The sequence below is a fragment of the Gilvimarinus sp. F26214L genome (genome assembly GCF_054401055.1).
Map to the genome: position 1 here is coordinate 14,359 of NZ_JBTIYG010000004.1, position 12,553 is coordinate 26,911.

Annotated in this window: 10 protein-coding genes; 5 read left to right on the forward strand and 5 right to left on the reverse strand. The window is 60.8% G+C overall.

Annotation, left to right across the window (positions count from 1 at the left end; all coding sequences use genetic code 11):
- Positions 1 to 68: 68 nt before the first annotated feature.
- The 3 genes from ACURWW_RS05520 to ACURWW_RS05530 all read left to right on the forward strand — a co-directional run bounded on the left by ACURWW_RS05520 (position 69) and on the right by ACURWW_RS05530 (position 3,979).
- Positions 69 to 563, forward strand: a complete 495-nt coding sequence (locus ACURWW_RS05520; RefSeq protein WP_445616040.1) for a hypothetical protein — start codon at positions 69 to 71, stop codon at positions 561 to 563.
- Between the two features lie 100 nt (positions 564 to 663).
- A complete protein-coding gene (locus ACURWW_RS05525; RefSeq protein ID WP_445616039.1) occupies positions 664 to 1,914 on the forward strand; it encodes a M50 family metallopeptidase in 1,251 nt (416 codons plus the stop codon).
- Positions 1,915 to 1,972: 58 nt separating this feature from the next.
- Positions 1,973 to 3,979, forward strand: coding sequence for a protein-L-isoaspartate(D-aspartate) O-methyltransferase (locus ACURWW_RS05530; protein ID WP_445616038.1), 2,007 nt, complete (start codon positions 1,973 to 1,975; stop codon positions 3,977 to 3,979).
- Here ACURWW_RS05530 and ACURWW_RS05535 read toward each other — a convergent pair.
- The 4 genes from ACURWW_RS05535 to pcaF all read right to left on the reverse strand — a co-directional run bounded on the left by ACURWW_RS05535 (position 3,961) and on the right by pcaF (position 7,883).
- Entirely contained in the window at positions 3,961 to 5,220 is a 1,260-nt protein-coding gene (locus ACURWW_RS05535; protein WP_445616037.1) for an MFS transporter, read from the reverse strand. The genes ACURWW_RS05530 and ACURWW_RS05535 overlap by 19 nt on opposite strands.
- A gap of 50 nt (positions 5,221 to 5,270) precedes the next feature.
- A complete protein-coding gene (locus ACURWW_RS05540) occupies positions 5,271 to 5,810 on the reverse strand; it encodes a hypothetical protein (protein WP_445616036.1) in 540 nt (179 codons plus the stop codon).
- A 79-nt stretch (positions 5,811 to 5,889) separates the two neighbouring features.
- Entirely contained in the window at positions 5,890 to 6,492 is a 603-nt protein-coding gene (locus ACURWW_RS05545; protein ID WP_445616059.1) for a tRNA-(ms[2]io[6]A)-hydroxylase, read from the reverse strand.
- Between the two features lie 185 nt (positions 6,493 to 6,677).
- On the reverse strand, positions 6,678 to 7,883 hold the full coding sequence (pcaF, locus tag ACURWW_RS05550) for a 3-oxoadipyl-CoA thiolase (RefSeq protein WP_445616035.1): 1,206 nt from the start codon (positions 7,881 to 7,883) through the stop codon (positions 6,678 to 6,680).
- A 390-nt stretch (positions 7,884 to 8,273) separates the two neighbouring features.
- Here pcaF and ACURWW_RS05555 point away from each other — a divergent pair, with 390 nt between their 5' ends.
- Positions 8,274 to 9,113 carry a DUF4349 domain-containing protein gene (locus ACURWW_RS05555; RefSeq protein ID WP_445616034.1) on the forward strand — a complete coding sequence of 280 codons (840 nt, stop codon included), beginning with the start codon at positions 8,274 to 8,276 and terminating at the stop codon, positions 9,111 to 9,113.
- 21 nt (positions 9,114 to 9,134) lie between these two features.
- Here the strand turns inward: ACURWW_RS05555 and ACURWW_RS05560 are convergent, their stop codons facing one another.
- Positions 9,135 to 9,596, reverse strand: coding sequence for a DUF1289 domain-containing protein (locus ACURWW_RS05560; RefSeq protein ID WP_445616033.1), 462 nt, complete (start codon positions 9,594 to 9,596; stop codon positions 9,135 to 9,137).
- A gap of 287 nt (positions 9,597 to 9,883) precedes the next feature.
- Here ACURWW_RS05560 and acnB point away from each other — a divergent pair, with 287 nt between their 5' ends.
- A complete protein-coding gene (acnB, locus tag ACURWW_RS05565) occupies positions 9,884 to 12,475 on the forward strand; it encodes a bifunctional aconitate hydratase 2/2-methylisocitrate dehydratase (protein WP_445616032.1) in 2,592 nt (863 codons plus the stop codon).
- Positions 12,476 to 12,553: the final 78 nt, after the last annotated feature.

Consider the following 12,553-nt stretch of genomic DNA (forward strand, 5'->3'; position numbering starts at 1 on the left):
ATCGAAGAACTCCGCATCAAAACACAAGCTCGTCACGTTTCCCGGACTTCACGCTGCCATTACTTTCCATGAAGCTTAATCGCCCCTTCCCACTGTCGATTTTTTTTCTGGCGCTCGTGCTGCAGGCCTGCAGTCCTGCAGTTCCACCAGAGGAAGTGGTCAGCCGCTTCTGGGCAGCATCCCTGACGGGCGATCACGAGACGGTGCGTCATCTTGCACTGCCAGACCACTTCGAGGAGGCTCACTTTCGCACCGCCCGTCACAGCGAACTGTTTTCCACCGTCGTAATTGGTCAGGTGAACCGGCAACGCGAGCGAGCGCTGGTGGAGACCCGCCTGGAGGGCATCGCCTACGGCGAACCCGCCGAAGTTGAGTTTGCAACCGTGGCTGTCATTCACGAAGGCGAGTGGAAAATCGACTACAGCGCGACAGCATCTGAAATGATTGGGGCGTTGTTGGAAGAAGCCGTCATCGAAGTGGACGCCCTAATGCGCGACGACATTCTTGAGCTCGAGGAGAGCTTTAACGAATCAATTCGCCAGGACTTGCGCAGCCCAGACTGACGCTCCCCTCCTCTCTCCTCCTCCCTGCTTCCTGCTCCCGGTCCAATTTGTGCTTTTCTCACTTTACTGATTGGTGTGAACAGGCCGCAAGGAGTGTCAGATGAAGCACAGTGCACGGGAGCCCCACTCTTCCCGTCGGCCCCGGCAGGGAGAGAGCGGGATTCGCCTGGGCAGCCTGTTTGGCATCACGGTCATACTGGACTGGAGCCTCCTTATCGTGGCGACTCTGATCGCCACTTCCGTCGCACTGGGCCCCCTTGCGCAGTGGCATCCCGATTGGTCCGCGCCTCTGCGCTGGCTCATGGGGATCGGCGCGGCAGTGTTGCTGTTCGCTTCCGTGCTCATTCATGAATTCAGTCATGCGTTGATGGCACGCCGCTATGGCACGCTGGTGGAGCGCATCACTCTTTTCATCTTTGGCGGCATGGCGCACATGGAGGACGAGCCGAAGCACTGGCGCGCCGAACTGCTGATCGCCATCGTCGGGCCTATTACCAGCATCGTACTGGGTGTGTTGTTTTTTCTCGCGGCGGGCTTTTCCCTGGACTCAAGCGGGCTTGAGAACCTCACGCCGGAAGAGATGCTCAGCAGCATGGGGGCACTGCCGACCCTGCTTTTCTGGGCCGGCAACGTGAACATCATCCTCGCCATCTTCAATCTCGTTCCGGCCTTCCCTCTGGACGGGGGTCGCGTTCTGCGCGCCATCTTCTGGGGAGCCACCGGAAATTACGTGCGCTCCACCGAGTGGGCCGCCAGCGGTGGACGGCTGTTCGGTTGGCTTCTGATGACGGCGGGAATCGCCATGATCCTGGGTATATCGGTCCCGTTCTTTGGCAGTGGTCTCGCCGGTGGAATCTGGTTGGTGTTCATCGGCTGGTTCCTGGCCCGCGTAGCCATGGTCAGCTATCAGGAGGCCAGCGTGAAGGAATCCCTGGCGCGCGTTACTGTCGGAGAAATCATGCGCAGCGACTTTGCAGCGCTTTCCCCTGAGTCCACGGTTGAGGACCTGGTGGAGAACTACTTGCTGCCCAAGGGGCAGCGGGGTTTTCCTGTTCTGGATCAGCAGCGGTTGGTGGGCATGGTGAGCTTCGAGGACGTGCGCCAGGTGCCTCGCGGCAAGTGGGCGAACACCCGGGTCGCGGACATCATGACCAGACAGGATCGCCTGCTCACCCTCGAAGCGGGCGACGACAGCTTTAAGGCGCTCGCCCGGCTATCAAGCGCCGGCGTCAATCAGATGCCCGTTCTGCGGGGCGAGCAGGTGGTGGGCCTGCTGCAACGGGAAGACGTGTTGCGCTGGTTGCAACTCTATCGGCCCGATCAGGTTGGCCAGGGGCTGGCGCAGCAGTAGAGTTTCCCGGCAGCCGGGGCCGGGCATGGGAAGACCCGGAACGACGAAGGAGCACCACATGCTGGACCCTCAGGCCTTTGCCACCCGGCGTCACGCCATGGTGGAACAGCAATTGAAAGCGCGAGGCGTTCACTCTCCACAGGTGCTCGAAGCCATGGACCGGGTGCACCGGGAGTCCTTTCTGCCCGATCAGTTGAGAGACGCCGCCTACCAGGACAGTCCACTCCCCATTGCCGAAGGGCAGACGATCTCCCAGCCATACATCGTTGGCTTCATGCTCGATGCCCTGCAGTTGGAAGGCGGAGAGCGGGTGCTGGAAGTGGGGACCGGCTCCGGCTACGGCGCTGCGGTTCTCGCCGAAATCGCGGCACAGGTGATCACCGTGGAACGGCATCGACCGCTGGCGGTACGCGCTCGCCGCGTTCTCCGGGAACTTCATTACCACAACGTGGAGGTCATCCACGGGGACGGCTCCCAGGGCTGGCCCGCCGGTGCGCCCTACGATGCAATACTCATTACCGCCGGGGCGCCCAATGTTCCGTCCGCGCTCAAACAGCAGATACGGGTGGGCGGACGCCTGATACTGCCGGTGGGCCTCAGTGAAACGCGCCAGCAGCTGATTCGCGTCACCCGTCGCGCGGAAAACGATTATCTGGAGGAAGCCCTGCTCGATGTCCAGTTTGTTCCGCTAGTGGGCCGCGGCGGCTGGCGCAGCGGTAGAACACTGTCAGGCGCCAGATGCCTGGCCCGGCCCCGGAAGCTGGATTTGTCCCTGCCGGAGCTGATGCGCGCCGAAGCCGAGCCCATGGACGACCCCGACAGTTGTGACCTCGATCCGCTGCTGGAGCGCATCGCGGACGCCCGGGTCGTCTGCCTTGGCGAAGCAAGCCACGGCACGGCGGAGTTCTACCGGTTCCGTGCGCGGATAACCCGCGAGCTTATCGAAAAGAAAAACTTCGATTTCGTCGCGGTGGAGGCCGACTGGCCCGATGCGGCCCGCATCGATCATTACGTCCGGCATCTGGATGTGCCTCCGTCCAGCTGGACCGCATTCACCCGGTTCCCCACCTGGATGTGGCGCAACCGGCAGGTTCAGGATTTTGTGGAATGGCTCCACGAGCGCAATCGCCAATTTGATACGCCGGGCCAACGGGTCGCCTTTCACGGTTTGGATCTGTACAGCATGTTTACCTCCATCGGCGCCGTTCTCGGCTACCTGGAGCGCACAGACAGGCAGACCGCCAGAATCGCCCGGGAGCGTTACGGTTGCCTGTTCCCCTGGGAGGACGACCCGATTCACTATGGCCGCGCAGCCGCCTCGGGGAAATTCGACGAGTGTGAAAAGCAGGTGGTGGGCATGCTCGCGGAACTGCTGGAAAAACGGCTGGGCTACTCAGCCCGCGACGGGGAGCGCTTTTTTGATGCGGTTCAGAATGCCCGGCTCGTCGCCAACGCGGAGCGTTACTACCGGAGCATGTACGAGGGCTACAGCGACTCCTGGAACCTGCGCGACAGCCACATGTTCGACACGCTGCAGAACTTGTTCAATCATCACGGCGAGGATTCCAGGGCCGTAATCTGGGCCCACAACTCACACCTGGGCGATGCCTCGGAAACGGACATGGCCCGCCGAGGACAGCACAACCTGGGACAGCTTTGCCGGCAGGCGTATGGAGACCAGGCCTACCTGATCGGTTTCGGCACCCATGGCGGAACCGTCATGGCAGCGAGTGAATGGGGTGGCCCCATGCAGGTTAAAACGGTGCGCCCTTCCCTGCCCGAAAGCTGGGAGCGCAGCGCGCACGACACCGGCTTGGGAAACTTCTTGCTGGGACTGCGGGATGCCGATCCGCCCGAGTTGAAGGAGTTGCTTGGTGAAGAGCGGCTGGAGCGGGCCATCGGCGTGATCTATCGCCCCGAAAGCGAACGCGCCAGCCACTACTTCAAAGCGCGGCTCGGCCGGCAGTTCGATGAATATATCTGGTTCGACGACACCCGGGCCGTGGAACCACTGGACAGCAAAATGCTGAAGGGAATGCCCGATACCTATCCGTTCGGCTTATAAGGCGCGGCCTGCGGACTTGCAAACGAATCCGCCTGCCGCGCAGCGCTCACCGGACCCGCGCTCACAAACAGCAAAAGCCCCACAAGTCCCGCCAACGCAGCCACCCCATAAGCTTCCCAATAGGAGCCCGACGCGGCGTACACCAGACCCAAAACAGCGGGGCCGCAGGCTGTGCCCAGCGACGACATGAGATTGGTGGCGGAGAAAATCCGGGAGTAATCCCGCAATCCAAACGCTTCGGCAACCAGGAGCGATTGCAGCATGAGCAGATTACCTACGGTGACGCCGAACAGTGCCAGCCCGACAAACAGGGCCGCAACACCGGCAGAAAAACCGAGTACGGATAAAGCCACAACCTGCAGAACGATCATGGCGAGGGCAAAGCTGCGAATGGACATGTTGTCCACCAGCCACCCGCCGATCAGACGCCCCACGATGCTGGCGACGGGAAGGATGGCAAGTGCCAGCGCTGCGGATTTGTTATCGACGATTTCACTCACCAGCCCATATTGATGGGCAATCCCTCCCACCTGGGCCATCATCAGGAAGATATAGGCGAGACTTGCTCCCCAGAAAAAACGATGCCGACGGGCCCGCGACCAACTGACGCCATCGATCTGTCGGTTGCTTTCAGACTCAGACGTCGGCGGCGTTCCGTCCACACCCATGCCCATACTCGCCGGGCTCTCTTTCAGGTACATCCAGGTCACCGGGACAACGCCCAGGATGTAAACCAGCCCCAGTATGGGGGCCGTGATGGACAAGCCAACCGACTCCATCAACGCCGCGCTGGCCGGCGTAATGACGATCCCGCCGAGGGACAGGCCAGTGGACGCCACCGACAACGCCATGGCCCGCTTTCTCTGAAACCAGCGCGCAACCAGTGTGGTGCCCGGCAGGATTCCCGATGCGGAGAATCCTGCTCCAAAGCAGATATAAACCAGACAAAGTTCAAGAAGGGAATCGACGCGCGCCAGAGCAGTCAGGGAAATCCCGCTCACCACTGCGCCAACCGTCATGCACCAGCGAATATCGTAGCGATTGAGCAGCTTGCCCACCCATAATCCGGTAATGCCGCCGCTGATGAAAAACAGGGAAACCGCGATCGAGACCGACTCTACGGAAAAACCGGGACGCCGCGCGAGGGCGTCGAGAATGACCGCGTGATTGTAGAAACTGAGCCCGGAGCTGAACGTGAGAACCACCAGAATGGCACCCACCACCTTCCAACCATAAAACAAATCAAAACTCCATGCCCCTCTTGCGAGAAGGGCCTCTCACAATCACACCGTCAGTATGTAGCCATTTGGATGCTGGTTTGCGCCAATACCGTGCCCACGGACTGATCATCCCTCAGGGTTACGGCTTTGATGTCGATAAAGTATTCGTTGCCCCGACCGCCTGAACAGGGCGGCAGATATGCCCCCGCCTTGTCCCAACCGGGCGCTTGATGCAACTGGACCACAAAAAAGGGCTCCGGCAACTCTTCACGATGGCCCTGAACCGGGGAAACCACCACTTCGCTCTGGCCGCTCTCGATTTTGTAGCCCACCTTCCCGTGTCCACCCTTGTCCATGCGGACAAAGCTGCGATCACTGAACTCCAGGACGATCGCCTCGGCGGACTCGGGTACATTGTGCAATTGCACCGCCGGAGACTCGGGATTCTCGCCACCAAAGCGCTGGCATTGCTGCCCTTGCGGAATGCCTTCGCCCGTCCAGGCCGCATCCACAAACGTGGCTTCCATATCCTGCCCGTATACGGATAAGGCAGCGGACCAACAAAACCCGATCAGCAGCAACCGGCTACGCGCAAATCTGGAACACTTCATCACTTCCTCCCTGATCAGATTGGTCTTTCATCGTTGGGCTCCATCTTAACACCCGGAGTGCCCAGGGTCGTGGAAGCGATCAAACCTGAGCCAGTGGACCGCTGTGGAAGCGAAATTCCGTGTCCGGCGCGAGGATAAGCTCCTGCTCTCGGTCGAGCAGCTCCTGCAGGCGTCCCGCGCAGCTCCCACCGGCCGCCTTTTCGGCCAGCTTCAGATAATCCGTAAAGTGCCGGGACTCGGACTTGAGAAGGGATGAATAGAACTTGCCCAGCTCCGCGTCCAGATGCGGCGCCAGTCTGGCGAAGCGTTCGCAGGAACGGGCTTCGATGATGGCGCCAATGAGCAATGTATCCACCAGCTTCTGCGGCTCGTGGGTGGCCATTCCGTTGCGCAGCTCCGCGGCGTACCGCGAGGCGGAAATCTGCTCGTAGGGGATGCCCCGGGCCGCCATGATCGCAATAACCTGTTCGAAATGGCGCAGCTCCTCCCGCGCCAGACGCGACATCTTGTTGAGCAGCTCCGTGTCTTCAACATAGCGATACATCAGGTTCAGTGCCGTACTGGCTGCCTTCTTCTCGCAATTGGCGTGGTCAATCAGCAGCAGACGCTGGTTATCGAGGGCGTTCTGGACCCAGGCATCGGGGGTTGCGCAGTGCAGGAAATTTTCGATGGTTAGCGGCATGATGCGGGTGCCATTTCGGAGCGCGGTGGTAACAGGCTCCTTGAGATGAAAGCTGAAGAAATGCGCGTCGGCATGTGAATCACTCATGAGCGTTTCCCCCGGGCGGAGCGACATCAACAACCCCGGCCCGGGACAAAACAACTGACATCGAGTGCGGACTCAACGAGTCCGCAATTCGATTTCGATCAAACCCGCTCCAGAATCATGGCAATACCCTGACCAACGCCGATGCACATGGTGCACAGAGCGTACTTGCCCTTGCGCTTGTGCAGTTCGAGGGTGGCGGTGGTTGCCAGACGGGCGCCAGACATGCCGAGCGGGTGACCCAGCGCAATGGCGCCGCCGTTCGGGTTCATGTGCTCCGCATCGTCCGGAATGCCGAGCGCGCGCGTGACCGAGAGTGCCTGAGCCGCAAAAGCTTCATTCAGCTCGATTACATCCATTTGTTCAATTGTGAGGCCCGTTTTGGCCAGCAGTTTTTTTACGGCAGGGACCGGACCATAGCCCATGATGCGCGGCTCGACACCGGCGACCTGCATTCCGACAATACGGGCTCTCGGCGTCAGGCCATGTTGCCTGGCCGCTTCTTCCGAGGCCACCAGGACTGCACAGGCACCGTCGTTGATACCGGATGCGTTTCCGGCAGTCACGGTGCCGTTCTCGCGGAATGGCGCCTTCAGTCCCGCCAGCCCTTCAAGGGTGGTATTGGCACGGATGTGCTCGTCCTTGTCGACGATCAGGGGATCCTGTTTGCGTCGCGGGACCTCTACGGCCGTAATCTCTTCCGCCAGGCGGCCGTTTTCCTGGGCCGCGGCAGCGCGTTGCTGACTGCGATAGGCAAAAGCGTCCTGGTCTTCACGGGAGATCTTGTACAGTTCGGCCAGGTTCTCTGCTGTTTCGGGCATGGAGTCGATGCCGTACTGCGCCTTCAGCAGCGGGTTGACAAACCGCCAGCCCATGGTGGTGTCCTGCAGTTCGTAGTTGCGGGCAAATGGAACATCCGCCTTGCCCATCACGAAGGGGGAACGGGTCATGGATTCCACGCCGCCAGCGATGATCAGATCCATTTCGCCGGTCTTGATGGCGCGTGCGGCAGTTCCTACCGCGTCCATGCCGGAGCCGCAAAGGCGGTTGATGGTCACGCCGGCCACTTCTGTCGGGAGACCTGCCAGCAGGCCCGCCATCCGGGCGACGTTGCGGTTGTCTTCACCGGCCTGGTTAACGCAACCGAGCATCACATCCTCGATCAACGTGCGGTCCACGGATGGGTTGCGCTCCATCAGGCGTTTGATGACCAGTGCTGCCAGATCGTCCGGGCGAACCGCACTCAGGACACCGCCGTAGCGGCCAATGGGGGTTCGAATGGCATCACAGATATAGGCTTGGGACATGTAAATCTCCGGATCAAATCAGACAATGACTGGCTGTGAAGAGAGCGGCCTGCGCCAAAACGGGGGCAGCCACCGAGTGTTCGACTGAGCGGACACAGTCCGCGACAGGGCGCAATAGTGTATAGGAAGCGCCCCTCAGTGTTAAGACTCGCTCGCGGACCCCGTTGTCGGGCCTGTGCGGAGGGCGTCCGCTCGGGATAAACTGCGGTCTGCTGCCCGAGTGCGGCATGAGGCTGCCAAACCCGCTCCGGCAACCTCGATTCAGGTACGTACCCGCGCTCCGCGCAGGTGGCCATGAACGCCCAGCCAGGAAAATGCAGCCAGCCGCCGGGCACGATCTCCGGCTGATTCCGGCAAACACTGAGCACTCTCATCGAACCGGACACTCTCATGAAAAAGATCATCGCCTTTGTTTTCGTACCGCTCGCCGCCCTGCTGCTCACTGCCTGCAGCGACGATCCGCGCGTATCTCCCGCTCCGGTGGGGGACGCCGCGCCGTCTTTTGCCGGGCGCGCCATGGGCGAACGCTCGGTTGCCGCCGACCGCATGACGGCCCAAAAGGCCAGCAACCCCTACCTGGCCCTGGAGCACTACTTCCGCGTCCGGCTGGCAGAGGACCTGATCCGCAGCCGCTATGAAGCGACGGTGGAACGGTGCAAAGAGGATTTTTTCGGCTGCACCCTGGTGGACGCCTCGCTGCACGAAGACCGCTATGCTCTCAGCGCCAATATCCAGGTTCGCATCGCAAACCCGGGGGTTGAGGGCCTGATGGAAACAGCTTCGGAGGGCGGGGAAATCGCTTCACAAAACTCCCGCGCCGAAGATCTCACGGAGGTGGTTACCGATACCGAAAAGCGCCTGGAAATGCTGAAGTCCTACCGGCAACGGCTGGAAGCTCTGGAATCCCGCGCTGCCGACGACATTGAGTCGCTGATCAAGGTCAGTTCGGAGCTGTCGCGGGTCCAGTCGGACATCGAAAGAATCGAGGCCCAGCGGAAAAACCTGCAGAAACGCCTCGACCTGGACCTGCTGAACATCCACTTCTACACGGAAACCGAGGACCAGGTTTTCACCCCGGTCCGCCAGTCGCTGGAGCGTTTTGTCTACAACCTTTTCGTGGGTGTTTCCGGCATCATCACCGGTGTAGCCCGGGCGTTGCCGTGGGTTGTGGCGCTGTTGCTGCTCGGAACCTTGCTGCGCTGGATCTGGCGACGACGCTCCCGACGTTGAGCGGCTGCTTCCGGCGGGCACTCAGACGCCAAGAGCCCGCTGCCCGGGCAGAATGTAGCGCTCATAATAGGCACAGGACAGTTCGTAGAACTCCCGGTCGATCCGGGTCTTGAGCTCCGACAGGGGCAGGTGCTCCCACTCCGGCCTGACCCGGATACCAAAGTCCGCAACCTGGCTGATATTGCCGGCCCCGTGCCGCAGCAGATCGAAGATCCAGCAGTATGGGGGCCGGTCAGCATTGCATTGCACCTGATGAAAGCGAAGCTGCTCCAGGAGCCGGTCCTTATCCACCAACTCGAACTTGCTTTGCACCGTCTGGGCCAGGAGCTGACCGATTCGATCCAGCACGGCCTGCCGCTCTTCATCGCTGTAGCCATTCCAGTCAATCACTTCCTGGGCAAAGCGCTTGCAACCGCGACAGACGTCATCACCGATTCCAGTGGAGCAGATACCGATGCAGGGTGTGCGGGGTCGTTTCTTCATGAAAGGCGGTTCTTCGGTCATGGCTGAATGCAGGATCACATTGTAGGCCCATTCGCCCACAACCTGCCATGTCCGCTCAGGTATCTGTCCCCGCTCCCATGCCACCTCTGGTCAATCCTCCCCCTACTGGAGCCCCACCCCCCCTTGTTGTAGAATACGCGCCCCGATTGGGAGCGTTGTGTCCCTGAGCCCCTTGCCCAGTGGTCTGTGCTCCCTCTTCCCTTCGCCATCCGTGCGGGTCACCGATGGCCCGCGGGGAGTCATCGTTTTAACAGAAGGAAACCACCGTGCTTGAAGCTTATCGTAACCACGTAGCAGAGCGTGCTGCCGAGGGTGTTGTCCCGAAACCCCTGAATCCGGAACAGGTCGCAGACCTGGTGGAACTGCTGAAAAATCCACCAGCCGGTGAGGAAGAGACGCTCCTCGACCTGATCTCCAATCGCGTTCCCCCGGGCGTGGATCAGGCGGCTTACGTCAAAGCCGGTTTCCTTGCCGCCGTTGTCAAGGGCGAAGCCTCTTCGCCGCTGATCGACCGCAAGCAGGCGGTTGCCCTGCTGGGCAACATGCATGGTGGGTACAACATCGCACCGCTGGTGGATGCCCTGGACGATGCCGAGCTGGCCCCACTGGCCGCAGAAGAACTCAAGCACACTCTTCTGATGTTCGACGCCTTCCACGATGTGGAGGAAAAGGCAAAGGCCGGCAACGAGAATGCGAAAGCCGTACTGGAATCCTGGGCCGCCGGCGAGTGGTTCACCAAGCGCAAAACGCTTCCGGAGAGCATCAAGACCATCGTTTTCAAAGTGACCGGCGAAACCAACACCGACGACCTCTCGCCGGCTCAGGATGCCTGGTCCCGCCCGGACATCCCCTTGCATGCCAAGGCTATGTACAAGGTGCCCCGCGAAGGTGTACACAACGCGGAAGAGCAGATCAACGAGTTGAAGCAGTCCGGCTATCCGGTGTCCTTCGTGGGCGACGTGGTGGGTACCGGCTCTTCCCGCAAGTCCGCCACCAACTCGGTTTTGTGGTACATCGGTGAGGACATTCCCGGCGTTCCCAACAAGCGGGGCGGCGGTATCTGCATCGGTGGCAAGGTGGCTCCCATCTTCTACAACACCATGGAAGACGCAGGCGCACTGGTTTTTGAAGCCCCGGTCGATGACCTGAACATGGGCGACGTGATCGAGATCCGTCCCTACGAGGGCAAGATACTCAACGAAAACGGCGATGTGATTTCCGAGTTCAAGCTGAAATCTGAGGTTCTGCTGGACGAAGTACGGGCCGGCGGCCGCATTCCCCTGATCATTGGCCGCGGCCTCACCGCGAAAGCCCGGGAATCACTGGGCATGGAGCCCTCGGATCTGTTCCGCAAGCCGGAGCAACCCGCCGACACGGGTAAAGGCTACAGCCTGGCCCAGAAGATGGTCGGTCGCGCCTGCGGAATGGAAGGTGTGCGTCCCGGTGCCTACTGCGAACCCCGGATGACCACCGTGGGCTCGCAGGACACGACCGGCCCCATGACCCGCGACGAACTGCAGGACCTGGCTTGCCTGGGCTTCTCGGCCGATCTCACCATGCAGTCGTTCTGCCATACGGCGGCCTACCCCAAGCCGGTGGACATCGACACCCAGCATACGCTGCCCGACTTCATTATGAACCGGGGCGGTGTATCCCTCCGTCCGGGCGACGGCATCATTCACAGCTGGCTGAATCGCATGCTCCTGCCTGACACAGTGGGCACCGGTGGCGATTCCCACACCCGCTTCCCGCTCGGTATCTCCTTCCCCGCCGGTTCCGGGCTGGTGGCCTTCGCAGCGGCCACCGGCATCATGCCGCTGGATATGCCTGAGTCCGTTCTGGTTCGCTTCAAGGGCGAGCGCCAGCCGGGTGTAACCCTGCGCGATCTGGTCAACGCGATTCCGCTGTATGCCATCAAGCAGGGGCTGCTTACTGTGGAGAAGAAAGGCAAGAAGAACATCTTCTCCGGCCGCATTCTGGAAGTTGAAGGTCTGCCCGATCTGAAGGTGGAACAGGCTTTCGAGATTTCCGATGCCTCCGCCGAACGTTCCGCCGCCGGCTGCACCATTAAACTGGACCAGGAGCCCATCAAGGAATACCTGACTTCCAACATCACCATGCTGCGCTGGATGATCGAGCAAGGCTACGGCGATGTGCGCACCCTGGAGCGCCGCGCTCGCAAGATGGAAGAGTGGCTGGCGAATCCGGAGCTGATGGAAGCCGACCCGGACGCGGAGTACGCGGCGGTTATCGAGATCGATCTCAACGAGATCAAAGAGCCCATCGTGGCCTGCCCCAACGACCCGGATGACGTGAAGCTTCTGTCCGAGGTTGCTGGCAACAACATCGATGAGGTGTTCATCGGCTCGTGCATGACCAACATCGGTCACTTCCGCGCCGCAGGTAAACTGCTTGAAGCCACTGATGCTGAGCTGTCCACCCGCCTCTGGATCGCTCCACCCACCAAAATGGACGAGCACCAGTTGATGGAGGAAGGCTACTTCAGCATTTACGGTCGCAAGGGTGCGCGTACGGAAATGCCCGGATGCTCTCTATGCATGGGTAACCAGGCGCGGGTCGCGCCCAAGAGCACAGTGGTTTCCACGTCCACACGCAACTTCCCCAACCGTTTGGGTGACGGCGCCAATGTTTACCTGGCCTCTGCGGAGCTGGCTGCGGTAGCGGCCATCCTGGGTAAACTGCCCACGCCGGCGGAATACCTGGAGTACGCCAACAAGATCGACAGTATGGGCAGCGACATCTACCGCTACCTGAACTTCAACGAGATCGAGTCCTTCCAGAAAGCCGCCGACGAAGGCAAGCGCATCGCCGCTGTACAGATCGAGACAGTCGCCTAGACAGGTCGACTCGATTTGAATGCAAAAAGCCGACAGGGGCTAAGCCCCTGTCGGCTTTTTTGTGTCCGGGGAAGCTGC